Genomic DNA, 18,600 nt, shown 5'->3' with positions numbered 1-18,600 from the left:
GTTCGACGCCGGCGATCCCGGCCGGCTCGGGGCACTGCGTGCGGGCCCGGGCGAGGGCCTTCCCGGCCTGCGCCGGACGCCCGTCGGCGACGGGGGCGGCGGCGTGCGGGCAGCCGGTCGGGGCCGGCCGGAGGGAGCAGAGGTGTCGGATCACGAACGGAAGGGTGTCGGAACCCGGCCGCCGGGTGAAGGGAGTGTGACCCACCTGTGATCTTGATCCCGCCGGACCGGCTCGTTTCCGCCCACCTCGGCCCTTCCCCGTACGATAGGAGGAAGCCGAGGCATGGCCATGTGCCCGGCGGGTGGACCGGTAGTAGCAGGCGGAACGGGCGGCGGCGATCGACAGGGATCGCAAGTGCGCGTCACGCAGCCGGGCGCCGCAACCCACGATTCCGGGAGAATCCGCAAGGCATGCCCACGCGCAACGACATCCGTAACGTCGCCATCGTCGCCCACGTCGACCACGGCAAGACCACCCTGGTCGACGCCATGCTCAAGCAGGCCGGCGCCTTCGCCGCCCACCAGCAGCTCGACGACCGGATGATGGACTCCAACGACCTGGAGCGTGAGAAGGGCATCACCATTCTCGCGAAGAACACCGCGGTCAAGTACCACCCCAAGGACGGCGGCGCGCCGATCACCATCAACATCATCGACACCCCGGGCCACGCCGACTTCGGTGGCGAGGTCGAGCGCGGTCTGTCGATGGTGGACGCGGTCGTCCTGCTGGTCGACGCCTCCGAGGGTCCGCTGCCGCAGACCCGCTTCGTGCTCCGCAAGGCGCTGTCGGCCCGTCTGCCCGTCATCCTCTGCATCAACAAGACCGACCGTCCGGACTCCCGGATCGACGAGGTCATCAACGAGACCTACGACCTGTTCCTGGACCTGGACGCGGACGAGGACCAGATCGAGTTCCCGATCGTCTACGCCTGCGCCCGTGACGGCGTCGCCTCGCTGACCAAGCCGGAGAACGGCACCGTCCCGGCCGACAGCACCAACCTGGAGCCGTTCTTCTCCACCCTGCTGGAGCACGTCCCGGCCCCCAGCTACGACGAGGACGCCCCGCTCCAGGCCCACGTCACCAACCTGGACGCCGACAACTTCCTCGGCCGCATCGCGCTGCTCCGCGTCGAGCAGGGCGAGCTGCGCAAGGGCCAGACCGTGGCCTGGATCAAGCGCGACGGCAGCATCTCGAACGTTCGCATCTCCGAGCTGCTGATGACCGAGGCGCTCACCCGCAAGCCGGCCGAGGTGGCGGGCCCCGGTGACATCTGCGCCGTCGCCGGCATCTCCGACATCATGATCGGCGAGACCCTGGCCGACCCGGAGAACCCGGTCGCGCTGCCGCTGATCACGGTGGACGAGCCGGCCATCTCGATGACCATCGGCACCAACACCTCGCCGCTGGTCGGCCGTGGCGGCAGCGGCAAGGGCGCGGACGCCAAGTCCGGCGCCAAGGTGGACCGCAAGGTCACCGCCCGCCAGGTGAAGGACCGCCTGGACCGCGAGCTGATCGGTAACGTCTCGCTGCGCGTGCTGGACACCGAGCGCCCGGACGCCTGGGAGGTGCAGGGCCGTGGTGAGCTGGCGCTGGCCATCCTGATCGAGACCATGCGCCGCGAGGGCTTCGAGCTGACCGTCGGCAAGCCGCAGGTGGTCACCAAGGAGGTCAACGGCAAGACCCACGAGCCGGTCGAGCGCCTCACGGTGGACGTGCCCGAGGAGCACATGGGCGCGGTCACGCAGCTCATGGGCATCCGCAAGGGCCGGATGGACAACATGTCCAACCACGGCTCGGGCTGGGTCCGGATGGAGTTCGTCGTGCCGTCCCGCGGTCTGATCGGCTTCCGGACCGAGTTCCTCACCAACACCCGCGGCACCGGCATCGCCCACTCGATCCACGAGGGCCACGAGCCGTGGTTCGGCACGCTGACCACCCGCAACAACGGCTCGCTGGTCGCCGACCGGGCCGGTGTGGTGACCGCCTTCGCGATGACCAACCTGCAGGAGCGCGGCGTGCTCTTCTGCGAGCCGGGCACCGAGGTGTACGAGGGCATGATCGTCGGTGAGAACTCGCGTTCCGACGACATGGACGTGAACATCACCAAGGAGAAGAAGCTCACCAACATGCGGTCCTCGACCGCCGACGTGGCCGAGTCGATCGTCCCGCCGCGCAAGCTCTCGCTGGAGCAGTCGCTGGAGTTCTGCCGCGAGGACGAGTGCATCGAGGTGACCCCGGAGACGGTTCGCATCCGTAAGGTCGTCCTCGACCAGAAGGACCGCGGACGCACCGCCTCGCGCGCCAAGAAGGCGTGATCCGGACGCACTGAACGGCCATTGGCCGGAATGATTCGCCCCCCTTTCCCATGGGAAGGGGGGCGAACTTTTTCAACTACTCCAAGTTGTCGGGAGCGCTATTAACGGAATAGCGCTCATCACACCCGAGTGTCCGCTGAGCGGACATGACAGTTCGTCATCCGTGACGACTGTCCGGTTGGTGCCTGTCTGGCTATGTCTCAAATGTCCGATTTTCGAAACTTACCGACTGTTCATGTGACCTAATTGAGATCGCCGCTGGTCACTTTCGTGTCCGTGCGTGACGGATAGTGGGTGCAGTCAGGCTCGGGTCACGGGTGAACGCGCAGGGGTGCGCGCCGAAACCACGAGCGCGGACGGCACAGCGGGAACGGTCTCGACCGCCTGTCGTGCTCTCCTCGTCGGATAGTCGAATTCAGGAGGCATCCCCCATGCGTGGTGCAACCCAGACCAAGTGGCTCGTCGCGGCTACCGCGATTGCCCTCGCGGCGACCGCATGCAGCACCAGCTCCAAGAGCGGCGACAGCAAGGCCGCTTCCGGCGGCGGCACCATCGCCGTCGAGCTCGGCGAGCCGCAGCACGGCCTGGTGGGGCAGAACACCGCGGAGTCCGAGGGTTCCGAGGTCCTGAACGCGGTCTTCGCCGGTCTGGTCGACTACGACCGCAAGACCAACGCGCCGAAGCTGCGCGTGGCCGAGTCGATCGAGTCCCCGGACAGCAAGGTCTGGACGATCAAGCTCAAGGACGGCTACACCTTCCACAACGGCGAGAAGGTCACCGCCCAGTCCTTCGTCGACGCCTGGAACTGGGGTGCCAACCAGGACAACGCCGCCGAGGGCATGCCGTTCTTCAACAAGATCGAGGGCTCCGACGAGCTCGCCCCGGGCAAGGACAAGAAGCCGACCGCCACGGAGCTCAAGGGTCTGAAGGTCGTCGACGACAAGACCTTCACCGTCACCCTGACCGCGCCGTTCTCCCAGTTCAAGACCATGCTGGGCTACAACGCCTTCTACCCGCTGCCGAAGGCGTTCTTCAGCGACCCGAAGGCCTTCGGCGAGAAGCCGATCGGCAACGGCCCGTTCGAGATGGACGGCGCCTGGGAGCACAACAAGCAGATCAAGGTCAAGCGCTACGAGAACTTCCCGAGCTTCGACACCAAGGCGAAGCTCGCGGGCGTGACCTTCAAGATCTACGACAACCTGGACACCGCGTACAACGACCTGCGGGCCGACAACATCCAGGCCACCGACAAGCTCCCGATCTCGGCGATGTCCACCGTCGCCCAGGAGTTCGGCGACCGCTACATCTACAAGCCGGAGTCCGGCGTCGGCTACATCGGCTTCCCGATCGCCACCAACCCGGCCGCCTACGGCAAGCCGGAGATCCGCAAGGCGATCTCGATGGCGATCGACCGCGAGGCCATCACCAAGACCATCTTCTCGGGCACCCGCGTCCCGGCCGACGACTTCGTCAACCCGCTGGTCGAGGGCTACCGCAAGGGCGCCCTGGGCGACGCCGCCAAGTACGACCCGGCCAAGGCCAAGGCGCTCTTCACCCAGGCCGGCGGTGTCCCGAACAACACCATCGAGCTGGGCTACAACGCCGACGGTGGCCACAAGGAGTGGATCGAGGCCGTCGGCAACCAGCTGAAGGCCAACCTCGGCGTCGAGGTCACCTTCAAGCCGTTCGAGAAGTTCGGCAAGATCCTCGACGCGCTGGGCAAGAAGGAGTACTCGGGCGCCTTCCGCATGGCCTGGTCGATGGACTACCCGTCGATCGAGAACTACCTGCGCCCGATCTTCTCCAAGGTCGCCATCGAGAGCGGCTCGAACTACGGCGGTTACGTCAACGAGCAGTTCGAGAGCCTGCTGTCGCAGGCCGACCAGGCCAAGACCCCCGAGGAAGGCCTGAAGCTCTACCAGCAGGCGGACGACGTCCTGGTTCAGGACCTGCCGTACATCCCGGTGTACACCTACATGTCCTCCGCCGCCTACACCAAGAAGATCAAGAACTTTGACACCGACGCTCAGGGGCACATGAACCTGGCCGAGGTCGAGCTGGCCTGATCTGTAATCAGACGATAGGGGGCGGGTGGACCGGACCACAGTCCGAGTCCTCCCGCCTCCCTTCCTTGTCCGAAAGTATGGAGGTCTGATGGGCCGCTATGTCATCCGCCGACTGCTACAGGCGATCCCTGTCCTCATCGGTGCGACGTTCCTGATCTACTGGCTGGTCTTCAAACTGCCCGGTGACCCGGTGCAGGCGCTGGCCGGTGAGAAGCGCGCCGACCCGATCGTGGCGGAGATGCTCCGCCAGAAGTACCACCTGAACGACCCGTTCCTGCTCCAGTACTGGAACTACATAACGGGTGTGTTCAAGGGCGACCTCGGCGAGAGCCTGACCGGTCGCTCGGTGAGCGACATGATCGGCGACGCCTTCCCGTACACCGTGAACCTCGCCCTCGTCGCCTTCGTCATCGAGGCGGTCATCGGTGTGCTGGCCGGCGTGATGGCGGCCCTGCGCAAGGGCAAGTTCCTGGACCAGCTGGTGCTCATCAGCACGCTGTTCGTCATCTCGATCCCGGTCTTCGTCACCGGCTTCGTGTTGCAGCTGGTCCTCGGCGTCAAGCTGAAGAACGACTACGGAATCGACTTCTTCTCGGTCTCCTTCAACGAGGACGACGGGCTGCGCGCATACCTGCTGCCGGCCTTCGTGCTGGCCTCGATGTCGCTGGCGTACGTTGCCCGCCTGACCCGCACCAGCCTGATGGAGACCATGCGCGCGGACTACGTCCGCACCGCGGTCGCCAAGGGGCTGAAGCGTCGTCGGGTGATCGGCCGGCACGCCCTGCGCAACGCGCTGATCCCGATCGTCACCTTCCTCGGCGCCGACCTCGGTGGCCTGATGGGCGGTGCGGTGATCACCGAGAGGATCTTCAACATTCACGGCATCGGCGGTCTGCTCGCCCAGTCCGTGTACCAGAAGCAGGGCACGATCATCGTCGGCGTCGTCACGCTGCTGGTGCTGATCTACCTGGTCACCACCCTGCTCGTGGACATGCTCTACGCCGTGCTCGACCCGAGGATCCGTTATGCCTGACACCATTACCAAGGACTCCGAGGCCGCGCCCGGCGGCGGCAGCCCCAAGAGCACCCCGGCCACGAAGGCGAAGCCGGAGCGCGTCCGCAGCCTCTGGTCCGACGCGCTGGCCGACCTGCGCCGCAACCCGGTCTTCATCATCGGTGCCTCGCTGGTGCTCTTCCTGATGATCGTGGCGGCCGTGCCGCAGCTGTTCACCGACACCAACCCGAACGCGGCCGGCTTCTGCAACCTGTCCGACTCGCTGAAGCGGCCGGACGGGGACCACTGGTTCGGCTTCGACGTCCAGGGCTGCGACGTCTACACCCGGACGGTGTGGGGCGCCCGCAACTCGATCATCGTCGGCATCCTGACCACCACGCTGGTGACCCTCGTCGGCTCCCTGCTCGGCCTGGTGGCCGGCTGGAAGGGCGGCATCGTCGACAGCATCCTGTCGCGCTTCACCGAGATCTTCTTCTCGATCCCGCTGCTGCTCGGCGGCATGCTGATCATGTCGATGCTCAAGGTCGGCAACGCCTGGACCGTCTCGGCGGTGATGGCCGTCCTCGGCTGGCCGCAGATCTTCCGTATCATGCGCGCCTCGGTGCTGGCCAACAAGAACAACGACTACGTGATGGCGGCCCGCGCGCTCGGCGCCGGCAGCGGCCGGATCACCTTCCGGCACATCCTGCCGAACGCCATCGCGCCGGTCATCGTCGTCGCCGCGATCAGCCTGGGCGTCTACATCGGCGCCGAGGCCGCGCTCTCCTACCTGGGCATCGGTGTCCAGTCGCCGGAGATCTCCTGGGGCCTGATGATCAGCGACGCCCAGCCCCGCTTCCTGAACGCCCCGCACGTGCTGCTCTTCCCGTCCGCGGTGCTGAGCGTCACGGTGCTGGCGTTCATCATGCTCGGCGACGCGGTGCGCGACGCCCTCGACCCGAAGCTCCGCTGAGAGAAGAGGTGACGACCCGATGACCACCGTGATCGAGAAGAACCAGAAGACCCGCCTCGAGGTGGGCACTCCGCTGCTGGAGGTCCGTGACCTCCACGTGGAGTTCCACACCCGGGACGGCGTCGCCAAGGCCGTGAACGGCGTCAACTACTCCGTCGCCGCCGGTGAGACCCTGGCGGTGCTCGGCGAGTCCGGCTCCGGCAAGTCGGTGACCGCCCAGACCATCATGGGCATCCTCGACATGCCGCCCGGCAAGATCAGCCAGGGCCAGATCCTCTACCGCGGCGAGGACATGCTCGCCATGAAGGAGGAGCAGCGCCGGCAGATCCGCGGCCAGAAGATCGCGATGATCTTCCAGGACGCGCTCTCCTCGCTGAACCCGGTGATGACCGTCGGCGCCCAGCTCGGCGAGATGTTCCGGGTGCACCGCGGTGCCTCCCGCAAGGAGGCCCGGGACAAGGCGATCGAGCTGATGGAGCGGGTGCGCATCCCGGCCGCCAAGCAGCGTGTGGGCGACTACCCGCACCAGTTCTCCGGCGGTATGCGCCAGCGCATCATGATCGCCATGGCGCTCTCCATGGAGCCGGACCTGATCATCGCCGACGAGCCCACCACCGCCCTGGACGTCACCGTCCAGGCGCAGGTGATGGACCTGCTCGCCGAGCTCCAGGCCGAGTACAACATGGGCCTGATCCTGATCACCCACGACCTCGGCGTGGTCGCCGACGTCGCGGACAAGATCGCCGTGATGTACGCGGGCCGGATCGTCGAGACCGCCCCGGTGCACGAGCTGTACGCGAACCCCGCGCACCCGTACACCAAGGGCCTGCTCCGTTCCATCCCGCGCCTGGACCAGAAGGGCCAGGAGCTGTACGCGATCAAGGGCCTGCCCCCGAACCTGCTGAAGGTTCCGGCCGGCTGCGCGTTCAACCCCCGCTGCGACGTCGCCACCGACCTGTGCCGCACCGAGATCCCGACGCTGCACCACGTGACGGACAAGGACGGCAAGGAGCTCACCGGCCGCCGCAGCGCGTGCCACCTCTGGAAGGAGACCCTCCATGGCTGAGAACATCCTGGAGGTCAAGGACCTGGTCAAGCACTACCCGCTGACCCAGGGCATCCTCTTCAAGAAGCAGATCGGCGCGGTCAAGGCGGTCGACGGCATCTCCTTCGAGCTGAAGAAGGGGGAGACGCTCGGCATCGTCGGCGAGTCCGGCTGTGGCAAGTCCACGCTGGCCAAGGTGCTGATGAACCTGGAGCGGGCCACCTCCGGTCAGGTGCTGTTCAAGGGCGAGGACATCTCCAAGCTGCAGGGTGCGGCCCTCAAGGCCGTCCGCCGGAACATCCAGATGGTGTTCCAGGACCCCTACACCTCGCTCAACCCGCGCATGACGGTCGGCGACATCATCGGTGAGCCGTTCGAGATCCACCCCGAGGTGGCGCCCAAGGGCGACCGCCGCAAGGCCGTCCAGGACCTGCTGGACGTCGTGGGTCTGAACCCGGAGTACATCAACCGGTACCCGCACCAGTTCTCCGGCGGTCAGCGCCAGCGCATCGGCATCGCCCGCGGTCTCGCGCTCAAGCCCGAGATCATCATCTGCGACGAGCCGGTCTCCGCCCTGGACGTGTCCGTCCAGGCGCAGGTGATCAACCTGCTGGAGCAGCTGCAGGGCGAGTTCGGCCTCTCCTACATGTTCATCGCGCACGACCTCTCCATCGTCCGGCACATCTCCGACCGCGTCGGCGTGATGTACCTCGGCAAGATGATCGAGATCGGCTCGGACGCGGAGATCTACGAGAACGCGACGCACCCGTACACCCAGGCGCTGCTCTCCGCGGTGCCGGTGCCGGACCCGACGGCGCGCGAGTCCCGCGACCGGATCATCCTCAACGGGGACATCCCCTCGCCGGCCAACCCGCCGTCCGGCTGCCGCTTCCGCACCCGCTGCTGGAAGGCGGAGGAGCGGTGCGCCGAGGAGATCCCGCTGCTCGCGGTCCCCTCGCTGCTGGAGGGCCCGGCCGCGCACGAGTCGGCCTGCCACTTCCCCGAGGTCCGGGAGCAGGCCGCGGCCTGATCCCCAGCTGGTCCCAGGAAGGGCCCGTGGCGTTCGCGCCACGGGCCCTTCCGGCATTCGGCCGATCCGGCGCTGCGTCAACTCCGCAGGGGGTCACGGCACCCGTCCGGGTGCACCTGGCTCGCGCCGTCGTCGGGGCGCGCTTCTCATGGGGTGTGATGCGACACACACCATGAGGAGGGACCTCCATGCCCGTAGTCGCCCGTGCTCGTTGGGTCCCCGCCGTTGCGACGTCCGTGGCCCTGGTGGCCACCGGGTGCAGCAACAGTGGCGGAGGAGGCAGTAGCTCGTCGGACGCCGGCAAGACCTTCAGCTACCAGAGCAACGAGCCGCAGAACCCGCTGCAGCCCGCCAACGCGAACGAGGTCGGTGGCGGTCGCATCATCCAGAACCTCTTCAAGGGCCTGGTCGACTACGACCCGAGCAACGCCAAGATCCGGATGCAGGTCGCCGACAGGATCGACACCAGCGACTCCCAGACCTACACCGTCACGCTGAAGGACGGCTGGAAGTTCCACGACGGCACCCCGGTGCACGCCCAGAACTTCGTCGACGCCTGGAACTGGGGCGCGAACCCCGCCAACAACCAGATCAACAGTTCCTGGTTCTCCGACATCGAGGGCTACCAGGACGTCCACCCGGGCTCCGGCCAGCCCACCACGGACAAGCTGTCCGGGCTGACCGTCACCGACGACCTGCACTTCACCGTCAAGCTGAACCACAAGGTCTCGTACTTCGAGTACAAGCTCGGCTACATCGCCTTCTCGCCGCTGCCCGAGGGCTTCTTCAAGGACCCGGCCGGGTACGGGCAGAAGCCGGTGGGCAACGGCCCGTACCAGTTCGTCAGCTGGTCGCACAACACCCAGGTGGTCACCAAGGCCTTCCCGGACTACCAGGGCGTGGACAAGCCGAAGAACGGCGGCATCGTCTTCAAGATGTACACCACGTCCGAGGCCGCCTACGCCGACCTCCAGTCCAACAACCTGGACGTGATGGACCAGGTGCCGCCGTCCGCGCTGGCGACGTACAAGAGCGACCTCGGCGACCGGGCGGTGGACGCCCCGCAGGGCGCCATCCAGAACATCGGCTTCACGCTCTACCAGGCCGACTGGGCGGCGCCGGAGAAGGCCCAGGTGCGCCAGGGCCTGTCGATGGCGATCGACCGGCCGACCATCACCAAGACGGTGCTGCAGGGCTCCCGGGCGCCGGCCAGCGCCTGGGTGGCCGAGGGCGTCCAGGGCTACAAGGCGGGCACCTGCGGGGACTTCTGCACCTTCGACCCCGCCAAGGCCAAGCAGCTGATCCAGCAGGGCGGCGGCGTCCCGGGCAACAAGGTGCTGATCACCTACAACGCGGACGGCGGCCACAAGGAGTGGGTCGACGCGGTCTGCAACTCGATCCGGCAGACCACCGGCGTCGACTGCCTGGGCGACCCGAAGCCCGACTTCAAGACCGCCCGGCAGGCCATCACCACGCACCAGCTCAACGGCGCCTTCCGGACCGGCTGGGTGCAGGACTACCCGCTGAACGCCAACTTCCTGGCCGACGTGTACCGCACCGGTGCCGCGTCCAACGACACCGGGTACAGCAACCCGCAGTTCGACCAGGCGGCGACCCGGGCCGACGAGGCTCCCAGCGTCGCCGACACGGTGACCGGCTACCAGCAGGCCGAGGCCGTGCTGCCGAGCGGCATGCCGGCCATCCCGCTCTGGTACTACCGCACCAACTCGGGCTACTCGACCAAGGTGCAGAACGTGAAGTTCGACTCCTTCGGCAACCCGGCCTGGACGCAGGTCGAGGTCAAGGGCTGAATCCCCGGGCTCTGATCCCCTCGGCCGGCCCCGCCCTTCCCGCACGGAGAGCGGGGCGCGGTCTCCCGGCCTGCCGGCCCGGCCGGTCGGGCACCTAGGAAGGAGGCTCGGATGGGCAGTTACGTGCTGCGGCGGGTGCTGCAGATGATCCCGGTGTTCTTCGGCACCACGCTGCTGATCTTCGTGATGGTCTACACGCTGCCGGGCGACCCGGTGGTCGCGCTGTTCGGCGAGAAGGCCGCCGACCCGTCCGTGGTCGCGAGCATCAAGCACACGTACTACCTGGACCAGCCGCTCTGGAAGCAGTACCTGCACTACATGGGGAACCTCTTCCAGGGGGACTTCGGCACCAGCTTCACCGGTCGCCCGGTCTCCGACATCATGGCGGACGCCTTCCCGGTCACCATCCGGCTGGCGCTGCTGGCCTTCGTCTTCGAGATGGTCGTGGGCCTCGCCCTCGGCGTGCTCTCCGGGCTGAAGCGCGGCAGCATCGCGGACACCCTGGTGCTGATCCTGACCCTCGTGGTGATCTCGATCCCGGTCTTCGTGCTGGCCTACATCGCGCAGACCGTGTTCGCCACCAACCTGGGCTGGGTCACGCCTACGGTGCAGGACAGCTACGACCTCTCCCAGCTGATCCTGCCGGCGATCGTCCTGGGCTCGCTCTCGCTCGCGTACGTCGCCCGGCTCACCCGGACCTCCATCGGCGAGAACCTGCGGGCCGACTACATCCGGACCGCGACCGCCAAGGGACTGCCCCGACGGACCATCATCTCCCGCCACCTGTTGCGCAACTCGCTCATCCCGGTGATCACCTTCCTCGGCACCGACCTCGGCGCGCTGATGGGCGGGGCGATCGTCACCGAGGGCATCTTCAACGTGCAGGGCATCGGCAACGTCCTGTACCGGGCGATCAACCAGAAGGAAGGCCCGACCGTGGTCGGCATCGTGACCGTCCTGGTGATCATCTACCTGGTCGCCAGCCTGCTCGTCGACCTGCTCTACGCGGTCCTGGACCCGAGGATCCGCTATGCCTGACATCCACGACGAGGACTCGTACGAACCGCACCCCAAGCCGGGCGTCTCCCGTCTCGACTACGCGGGAGAGCAGGGCATGGCGGTGGAGCAGGAGACCCTGGTCGAACCCGACGTGGAGAAGCGGGAGGAGGCCCGCAGCCTCTGGGGCGACGCCTGGCGGGACCTGCGCCGACGGCCGATCTTCCTGCTCTCGGTCGTGCTGATCGTGCTGCTGGTGGTCATGGCGATCTTCCCCTGGGCGTTCACCGACGCCAACCCGCGCAGGGCCGACCTGGTGCACGACTACCTCAAGCGGCCGGACTGGACGGACTTCTTCGGCGCCGGCTGGTTCGGCTACGACGCGCAGGGCCGGTCCATCTACGCCCGGGTGGTCTACGGTGCCCGGGCCTCGATCACCGTCGGCATCTTCGTGACCGCCGCCGTCACCCTGCTCGGCGGGCTGACCGGAATGGTCGCCGGGTACTACGGCGGGGCCGTGGACGCGGTGCTCTCCCGGATCGTCGACATCTTCTTCGGCATCCCGCTGCTGCTCGGCGCCCTGGTGCTGCTGAACGCCTTCACCATCCGCACGGTGTGGACCGTGGTGGTCGCCCTGGCCGTCCTCGGCTGGACCCAGATCGCCCGTGTCATGCGCGGCGCGGTGCTGACCGTCAAACAGTCCGACTACGTGGTGGCGGGCCGGGCGCTCGGAGCCGGGACCGGACGGCTGATGTTCCGGCACATCCTGCCGAACGCGGTCGCGCCGGTGATCGTGGTGGCGACCATCGCGCTCGGCGGCTACATCGCGACCGAGGCGACGCTGAGCTTCCTCGGCATCGGCCTGCAGGAGCCGACCATCTCCTGGGGCATCGACATCTCCTCCGCCCAGAAGGTGATCCGGACCGCGCCGTACGTGATGTTCTTCCCGGCCGCGGCACTCTCCATCACCGTACTGGCCTTCATCATGATGGGCGACGCGGTGCGCGACGCCCTCGATCCGAAGCTTCGCTGAGCGAGGGGAGCACATCGTGAGTACAGCGGCGGACACCGCCGAGCGCGAGCGGCGGACACCGTACGAGGGGCCGCTGCTCGACGTGCGGGACCTGCACGTCGAGTTCGTCACCCGGGACGGCGTGGCCAGGGCGGTGAACGGGGTCGACTACTCCGTCTCGGCCGGGGAGACGCTGGCGGTGCTGGGCGAGTCCGGCTCCGGCAAGTCGGTGACCGCCCAGGCGGTCATGGGCATCCTGGACATGCCGCCGGCCCGGATCCCGCGCGGCGAGATCCGCTTCCGGGGCCGGGACATGCTCAAGATGAGCAAGGAGGAGCGGCGGAGGATCCGTGGCGGGCGGATCGCGATGATCTTCCAGGACGCGCTGTCCGCGCTGAACCCGGTGCTGTCGGTGGGCTTCCAGCTCGGCGAGATGTTCCGCGCCCACCGAGGGGTCTCCCGCGCGGAGGCCAAGGCGAAGGCCGTCGAGCTGATGGAGCGGGTGCGCATCCCGGCGGCCAAGGACCGGGTGAACGACTACCCGCACCAGTTCTCCGGCGGCATGCGCCAGCGGATCATGATCGCGATGGCACTGGCGCTGGAACCGGACCTGATCATCGCGGACGAGCCCACCACGGCGCTGGACGTGACCGTGCAGGCGCAGGTGATGGACCTGCTGGCCGAGCTGCAGGCCGAGTTCCACATGGGGCTCATCCTGATCACCCACGACCTGGGCGTGGTGGCCGACGTCGCGGACAAGATCGCGGTGATGTACGCGGGCCGGATCGTCGAGACGGCCCCGGTGCACGAGCTGTACGCGCGCCCCGCCCACCCGTACACCCGGGGCCTGCTGGACTCCATTCCCCGGCTCGACCAGAAGGGCCAGGAGCTCTACGCGATCAAGGGCCTGCCGCCCAACCTGCTGCGGATCCCCAAGGGCTGCGCCTTCAACCCGCGCTGCCCTCGCGCGCAGGACGTCTGCCGGGCCGAGGTGCCGGAGCTCTTCCCGGTCACCGAGGACGACGGGACGCCGCTGGAGGGGCGCGGCAGCGCCTGCTTCTTCTGGAAGGAGACCCTCCATGACCGTTGACGGGGCCGGCACACTCGGCGCGGTGGTGCCGGAGGAGGTCGCCTTCGAGCGGGAGGTGTCGCGCGGCGAACCGATCCTCGAAGTCCGGGACCTGGTCAAGCACTTCCCGTTGACCAAGGGCGTCCTGTTCAAGAAGCAGGTCGGCGCGGTCAAGGCCGTCGACGGGGTCAGCTTCGACCTGATGCAGGGCGAGACGCTCGGCATCGTCGGCGAGTCCGGCTGCGGGAAGTCCACGCTGGCCAAGGTGCTGATGAACCTGGAACCGGCCACCGGGGGCTCGGTCCGCTACAAGGGGGAGGAGATCTCCCGGCTCTCCGGCTCGGCGCTGAAGGCCGTCCGCCGGAACATCCAGATGGTGTTCCAGGACCCGTACACCTCGCTCAACCCGCGCATGACGGTCGGCGACATCATCGGTGAGCCGTTCGAGATCCACCCCGGGGCGGCGCCCAAGGGCGACCGCCGCAAGGCGGTCCAGGACCTGCTGGACGTGGTGGGGCTCAACCCGGAGTACATCAACCGCTATCCGCACCAGTTCTCCGGTGGCCAGCGCCAGCGCATCGGTATCGCCCGGGGGTTGGCGCTCAAGCCGGAGGTCATCATCTGTGACGAGCCGGTGTCGGCGCTGGACGTCTCGGTGCAGGCGCAGGTGATCAACCTGCTGGAGCGGTTGCAGGGCGAATTCAACCTGTCGTACATGTTCATCGCGCACGACCTCTCGATCGTCCGGCACATCTCGGACCGGGTCGGGGTGATGTACCTGGGGAAGCTGGTCGAGATCGGCAGCGACGCGGAGATCTACGACCACGCGACCCACCCGTACACCCAGGCGCTGCTCTCCGCGGTGCCGGTGCCGGACCCGACGGCGCGGGAGACGCGGGACCGGATCGTGCTCACCGGCGACGTGCCCTCGCCGGCCAACCCGCCGTCCGGCTGCCGCTTCCGCACCCGCTGCTGGAAGGCGCAGCAGCGGTGTGCGGTCGAGGTGCCGCTGCTGGCGGCGCCGTCCTGGCTGGACGGGGCGGCGCGGCACGATTCGGCATGTCACTTCGCGGCGGAGCGCGAGATTGAGCAGAGCGCGGCGGAGCGCGAGGTCGAGCAAGGCGACGGGCAGGGCGACGGCTGAGGGGCCACTACCTGGGCGCGTCCTCGCAGGCGGGGGCGCGCCCTTTCCCGTGACGGAAAAGAAATCTGCCACAGGCTCGCCAAGTGCCCTCCGTTCCTTGATAGTTGCTCTGCGCCCAGCAGTGGACGCCGTGGTGCCGAGGAGGGCTGCTCTGATGGACGCGGTGGAGGTGATCGGCGGTGGTCGGGGGAGTCTGGAGCCCGGGACGCCGCTGCTGGAGGTCGACGACCTGCATGTGGAGTTCCACACCCGGGACGGCGTCGCCAGGGCCGTCAACGGGGTGAGCTACTCCGTCGCGGCCGGGGAGACGCTGGCGGTGCTGGGGGAGTCCGGGTCGGGCAAGTCGGTGACGGCGCAGGCGGTGATGGGCATCCTGGACATGCCGCCGGGGCGGATCACCTCGGGCCGGATCCTGTTCCGCGGCGAGAACCTGCTGACCATGAGTGACAACGCCCGGGGGTCGATCCGGGGCGGGCACATCGCGATGATCTTCCAGGACGCGCTGTCCGCACTGAACCCGGTGCTCAGCGTGGGCTACCAGCTCGGCGAGATGTTCCGGGCGCACCGGGGGGTCTCCCGCGCGGAGGCCAAGGCGAAGGCCGTCGAGCTGATGGAGCGGGTGCGCATCCCGGCCGCCCGCCAGCGTGTCGGCGACTACCCGCACCAGTTCTCGGGCGGCATGCGTCAGCGGATCATGATCGCGATGGCGCTGGCGCTGGAGCCGGACCTCATCATCGCCGACGAGCCCACCACGGCGCTGGACGTGACCGTGCAGGCGCAGGTGATGGACCTGCTGGCCGAGCTCCAGGCCGAGTACAACATGGGCCTGATCCTGATCACCCACGACCTGGGCGTGGTGGCCGACGTCGCGGACAAGATCGCGGTGATGTACGCGGGCCGGATCGTCGAGACGGCCCCGGTGCGGGAGCTGTACGCCCGGCCCGCGCACCCGTACACCCGGGGCCTGCTGGACTCGATCCCCCGGCTGGACCAGAAGGGCCAGAGCCTGCACGCCGTCAAGGGCTTGCCGCCGAGCCTGCTGCGGATCCCGGAGGGCTGCGCCTTCAACCCCCGCTGCGACCGCGCGCAGGACCGCTGCCGCACCGAACTCCCGCCGCTGGCACCGGTGACCAGCGAGTACGGGACGGAGCTGGAGGGCCGCCGCAGTGCCTGCCACTACTGGCGTGAGACGCTGCACGGCTGAGGTGGCGGCCCCAGCCCAGGCCGGCGGCTACTTCACGAAACCGACGTTCTCCCAGACGATGTCGGACAGGCCCTGCGCACCGATGTTGGCGAGGTCGGCGCGGGCCCCGAACAGCTGCGGGCGCTGGTAGAGCGGCAGGACGCCGGCCACCTTCCAGAGCTCGCCGTCGGCCTGGTTGATCGCCTCGGAGGCGGTGGCCGCGTCGGTCGCGGCGGCGGCCCGGTCGAGCGCGCTGTCCACCGCCGGGCTGCCCGCGCCGACGTGGTTGGTGCCGCCGCTCTGGACGAAGTTGGCGCGGTTGCCGCTGGCCGGGAAGGGGGTGCCGAGCAGCGAGTAGGCGGCGATGTCGAAGTCGTTGCGGTTGACGTACTTGTCGAAGAACTCGTTGGCGGGGGCGGTCACCGTGGTGACCTTGATGCCGACGTCCTTGAGCATCCGGGTGGCGTTGGCGGCCTCGGCCTGGGCCGGGGTGACGCCGGCCGGGACGACCATCCGCAGGTTCAGCTCGCGGCCGTCCTTCTTCCGCACGTCGCCGTCCAGCTTCCAGCCGGCCGAGTCCAGCTTGCGGGCGGCCTCTACGGGGTCGTAGCGGGCCAGGCCCAGGGAGTTGTCGCGGTAGCCGTTCTGGTTGGTGACCAGCAGGTGGTTGTTGAGCGGGACGGCGGGCCAGTCCAGGCCGCCGAGGTCGCCGCGGATCACCACGTCCCGGTTGATCGCCTGGAAGACGGCCTGGCGTACGGTCGCGTCGCTGAGCGCGGGGGTGCGGGCGTTCAGGGTGAACTGGCGGAAGTCCGGCCCGCCGGCCCGGCGCACCACCGCACCCTTGGTGTTCCTGATGACCTGGTAACCGGCCACGTCCGGGCCGTTGTTGACGAGGTCGACCTCGCCCTTGGCGAAGGCGGCGGGCATCGCGTCGGGCAGCATCGCGTGGAAGACGATCCGGTCCAGCATCGGCTTGTCGCCCCACCAGGAGGGGTCGGCGACCAGCGTGACGGTCTGGGTGGCGCGGTCCAGCTGCTCGACCTTGAACGGGCCGGCGGTGACCGGGATGGCGTCGATGTAGGAGGTGTTGAACAGATCCGGCGTGGAGATCCGGCCGGCGGGCATCAGCGGGGCGTTGCCGGCGCTGTTGAACATCGACTGCCACTCGGAGAACGGGCGGTCGAAGGTCATCACGGCCTGGAAGTCGTCCTTGCCGCGCTCGACCGCGGAGACCAGTTCGAAGCCGGTGTTGCTGGAGGACTTGTAGGCCGGGTCCCTCCCGTTCAGGGCGCGCCAGTTGGCCTCGATGTCGCGCCAGGTGATCGGGGTGCCGTCGGACCAGTGGGCCTTCGGGTTGAGGGTCCAGGTGACCACCTGCCGGCCGTCCTTGAGGTCGGCGTGAGCCTCCTGCAGGTAGGCCGGGTTGGGGGTCTGGGTGCCGGCCGCGTCCGAGCGGAAGAAGGTCGGCAGCAGCGGTTTGCTGACCGCGACGGTCGAGGACTCGCTGCCGTCGGTGTGGATCGGCGACCACTGGCGGGAGAACTGGGCGATCGCCAGGTTCAGGGTGCCGCCCTGGCGCAACTGGGCCCGGTCGTGCGGGTTGATGTCGATCGAGGTGAGCTTGGGCGACGCGGGGGCCGACGGCAGGGCGCCGGCGCCGCCCTGTCCGGCGGTGCAGGAGCAGAGCGCCAGCGAGAGCGTGACGGCGGTGAGACCGGCGAGCAGGGCCGTCCCGTGGTGCTGGAGGCGGCGGCGCATCGGCGTGCTCCCCGGGGTGGATGTGGCGGATGGTGTGGCGTCACATCTTGCTGACCGGGAGGGGCCGTTGTCGAGGGGCGGGCCCGGATGGTGGGCCCGCCCCTCGCGGGTGCCGGTCGGTCGGACCGCGAACGTGTCAGACCGTGAACTTGAAGGTGCGGTCCTTGTCGCCGGTCTTGTCCAGCACCGAGGTGATGCCGTCGGCGACGTCCTGCGGGGTGATCGTGGCGACCTGGCCGTTCTTCTTGACCTTCACCTTGTCGAACGCGGTGCCCAGTTGGGCGGCGAGCGCGTCGAGGTCCCACTTGGGCACGATCTTGCCGGAGGCGTCCGGGACGAGCGTGAGCGCCTTGGCGGCGGTCTTCGGGCCGAAGTCCCAGGACTTGGCGCCGGCCAGGACGTGGACCTTGCCGGCGGCCACCTGCTTGCCGAGGCTGTCGGCGGCCGCCTGGAGGGCCTGGGTGGAGATCTTCGGCTGGGCGGCCGTGACGGTGAGGGCGATCGGCTGGTCGGGCTTGCCGTCGGCGCGGTCGCGGTAGGCCTGCGCGATCACCTCCAGGGCGCTCGCCGAGTCCACCGCCTGGCCGGCCCGGCCGGGGACGACGATCGGCTCGCCGCCGGGGTCGCCGAACTTGACGTAGCCCTCCTGGAGACCCTGGCCGGAGCCGGCCGCGAGGCCGTCGAGGGCGGCCTTGAGCTTGGCCTTGTCGACCTTGACCTCCGGGGCGACGGCCTTGGTGCCGCCCTTGAGCGACTTGATGACGTCGACCGGGTTGTAGCTGTGCTGGGCCAGGCCGTCCACGGTGGCGGTGGTGTCGAAGCTCAGCCCGGCGACCGTCGGGTCGAGGTCCACGGTCTGGTCGCCGATCTTCAGCTTGAGCGGCTGCTGGCCGGCCTTGCCGACCGACTCGTCCAGCTGGTGGATCGCCTGGTCGCGGCTGCTGCCGCCGATCTCGGCGCCGAGCACCACGGTGCCCTTGGGGACGTCGGACTGGTTGAGCATCAGGCCGGTGCCGTACGCGGCGGCGCCGAGGAAGAACACCGCGCCGACGCCGTAGACGCCCAGCTTGACCAGCTTCTTGCCGGCGCCGCCGCGCTTGGCCTTGGCGGGGGCGGCGGGTTCGGCCTTCGCCGTGGCGGGGGTCGGCGCGGGGGCGGCCTTGGCACCCTGGGCACCCGTGGCGGCCTCGGCGCCTTCGG

Annotated in this window: 14 protein-coding genes; 12 read left to right on the top strand and 2 right to left on the bottom strand. The window is 68.6% G+C overall.

Features of this window, described 5'->3' with window-relative positions; genetic code table 11:
* The first annotated feature begins 411 nt into the window (after positions 1-411).
* The 12 genes from typA to KS423_RS16455 all read left to right on the top strand — a co-directional run bounded on the left by typA (position 412) and on the right by KS423_RS16455 (position 15,660).
* Entirely contained in the window at positions 412-2,316 is a 1,905-nt protein-coding gene (typA, locus tag KS423_RS16510) for a translational GTPase TypA (RefSeq protein ID WP_224279967.1), read from the top strand.
* A gap of 431 nt (positions 2,317-2,747) precedes the next feature.
* Entirely contained in the window at positions 2,748-4,382 is a 1,635-nt protein-coding gene (locus KS423_RS16505; RefSeq protein WP_224279965.1) for an ABC transporter substrate-binding protein, read from the top strand.
* 88 nt (positions 4,383-4,470) lie between these two features.
* Positions 4,471-5,415 carry an ABC transporter permease gene (locus KS423_RS16500; RefSeq protein ID WP_224279963.1) on the top strand — a complete coding sequence of 315 codons (945 nt, stop codon included), beginning with the start codon at positions 4,471-4,473 and terminating at the stop codon, positions 5,413-5,415.
* Positions 5,408-6,349 carry an ABC transporter permease gene (locus KS423_RS16495; protein ID WP_224279961.1) on the top strand — a complete coding sequence of 314 codons (942 nt, stop codon included), beginning with the start codon at positions 5,408-5,410 and terminating at the stop codon, positions 6,347-6,349. Before KS423_RS16500 ends, KS423_RS16495 begins: the two co-directional genes overlap by 8 nt.
* 19 nt (positions 6,350-6,368) lie before the next feature.
* Positions 6,369-7,415 carry an ABC transporter ATP-binding protein gene (locus KS423_RS16490; RefSeq protein ID WP_224279959.1) on the top strand — a complete coding sequence of 349 codons (1,047 nt, stop codon included), beginning with the start codon at positions 6,369-6,371 and terminating at the stop codon, positions 7,413-7,415.
* Positions 7,408-8,424 (top strand): ABC transporter ATP-binding protein, encoded by a 1,017-nt coding sequence (locus KS423_RS16485; RefSeq protein ID WP_224279957.1) that lies wholly within the window; start codon positions 7,408-7,410, stop codon positions 8,422-8,424. The genes KS423_RS16490 and KS423_RS16485 overlap by 8 nt, the downstream gene beginning before the upstream one ends.
* A gap of 188 nt (positions 8,425-8,612) precedes the next feature.
* Positions 8,613-10,235, top strand: coding sequence for an ABC transporter substrate-binding protein (locus tag KS423_RS16480; RefSeq protein WP_224279955.1), 1,623 nt, complete (start codon positions 8,613-8,615; stop codon positions 10,233-10,235).
* Positions 10,236-10,346: 111 nt separating this feature from the next.
* Complete coding sequence (locus tag KS423_RS16475) at positions 10,347-11,273, top strand: ABC transporter permease (protein WP_224279953.1); 927 nt, start codon at positions 10,347-10,349, stop codon at positions 11,271-11,273.
* 76 nt (positions 11,274-11,349) lie between these two features.
* Positions 11,350-12,264, top strand: a complete 915-nt coding sequence (locus KS423_RS16470) for an ABC transporter permease (protein ID WP_224279968.1) — start codon at positions 11,350-11,352, stop codon at positions 12,262-12,264.
* Positions 12,265-12,280: 16 nt separating this feature from the next.
* The gene (locus tag KS423_RS16465) at positions 12,281-13,333 is read left to right on the top strand and encodes an ABC transporter ATP-binding protein (protein WP_224279951.1); all 1,053 of its coding nucleotides are present in this window, start codon (positions 12,281-12,283) and stop codon (positions 13,331-13,333) included.
* Positions 13,323-14,456 (top strand): ABC transporter ATP-binding protein, encoded by a 1,134-nt coding sequence (locus KS423_RS16460; RefSeq protein WP_224279949.1) that lies wholly within the window; start codon positions 13,323-13,325, stop codon positions 14,454-14,456. The genes KS423_RS16465 and KS423_RS16460 overlap by 11 nt, the downstream gene beginning before the upstream one ends.
* Before the next feature lie 154 nt (positions 14,457-14,610).
* The gene (locus tag KS423_RS16455) at positions 14,611-15,660 is read left to right on the top strand and encodes an ABC transporter ATP-binding protein (protein ID WP_224279947.1); all 1,050 of its coding nucleotides are present in this window, start codon (positions 14,611-14,613) and stop codon (positions 15,658-15,660) included.
* Positions 15,661-15,687: 27 nt separating this feature from the next.
* Here KS423_RS16455 and KS423_RS16450 read toward each other — a convergent pair whose 3' ends face one another.
* Together KS423_RS16450 and KS423_RS16445 are read right to left on the bottom strand one after the other, a co-directional pair.
* On the bottom strand, positions 15,688-17,400 hold the full coding sequence (locus tag KS423_RS16450) for an ABC transporter family substrate-binding protein (protein ID WP_224279945.1): 1,713 nt from the start codon (positions 17,398-17,400) through the stop codon (positions 15,688-15,690).
* A 136-nt stretch (positions 17,401-17,536) separates the two neighbouring features.
* The coding region (locus tag KS423_RS16445; protein WP_224279943.1) for a peptidoglycan binding domain-containing protein at positions 17,537-18,600 on the bottom strand (1,064 nt) is incomplete at its 5' end.

The sequence above is a fragment of the Streptomyces sp. LS1784 genome (assembly GCF_020103755.1).
Taxonomy (GTDB): Bacteria; Actinomycetota; Actinomycetes; order Streptomycetales; family Streptomycetaceae; genus Kitasatospora.
The sequence above is the reverse complement of the archived record's forward strand: the minus strand, read 5'-3'. Positions and strand labels throughout refer to the sequence as shown.

Bases quoted from the DNA above. Each gene is read 5' to 3' on its own strand.
- KS423_RS16500 (WP_224279963.1), top strand. From the start codon at position 4,471: ATGGGCCGCTATGTCATCCGCCGACTGCTACAGGCGATCCCTGTCCTC.
- KS423_RS16460 (WP_224279949.1), top strand. From the start codon at position 13,323: ATGACCGTTGACGGGGCCGGCACACTCGGCGCGGTGGTGCCGGAGGAG.
- KS423_RS16505 (WP_224279965.1), top strand. From the start codon at position 2,748: ATGCGTGGTGCAACCCAGACCAAGTGGCTCGTCGCGGCTACCGCGATT.
- KS423_RS16485 (WP_224279957.1), top strand. From the start codon at position 7,408: ATGGCTGAGAACATCCTGGAGGTCAAGGACCTGGTCAAGCACTACCCG.
- KS423_RS16455 (WP_224279947.1), top strand. From the start codon at position 14,611: ATGGACGCGGTGGAGGTGATCGGCGGTGGTCGGGGGAGTCTGGAGCCC.
- KS423_RS16480 (WP_224279955.1), top strand. From the start codon at position 8,613: ATGCCCGTAGTCGCCCGTGCTCGTTGGGTCCCCGCCGTTGCGACGTCC.
- KS423_RS16475 (WP_224279953.1), top strand. From the start codon at position 10,347: ATGGGCAGTTACGTGCTGCGGCGGGTGCTGCAGATGATCCCGGTGTTC.
- KS423_RS16495 (WP_224279961.1), top strand. From the start codon at position 5,408: ATGCCTGACACCATTACCAAGGACTCCGAGGCCGCGCCCGGCGGCGGC.
- typA (WP_224279967.1), top strand. From the start codon at position 412: ATGCCCACGCGCAACGACATCCGTAACGTCGCCATCGTCGCCCACGTC.
- KS423_RS16450 (WP_224279945.1), bottom strand. From the start codon at position 17,400: ATGCGCCGCCGCCTCCAGCACCACGGGACGGCCCTGCTCGCCGGTCTC.
- KS423_RS16490 (WP_224279959.1), top strand. From the start codon at position 6,369: ATGACCACCGTGATCGAGAAGAACCAGAAGACCCGCCTCGAGGTGGGC.
- KS423_RS16470 (WP_224279968.1), top strand. From the start codon at position 11,350: ATGGCGGTGGAGCAGGAGACCCTGGTCGAACCCGACGTGGAGAAGCGG.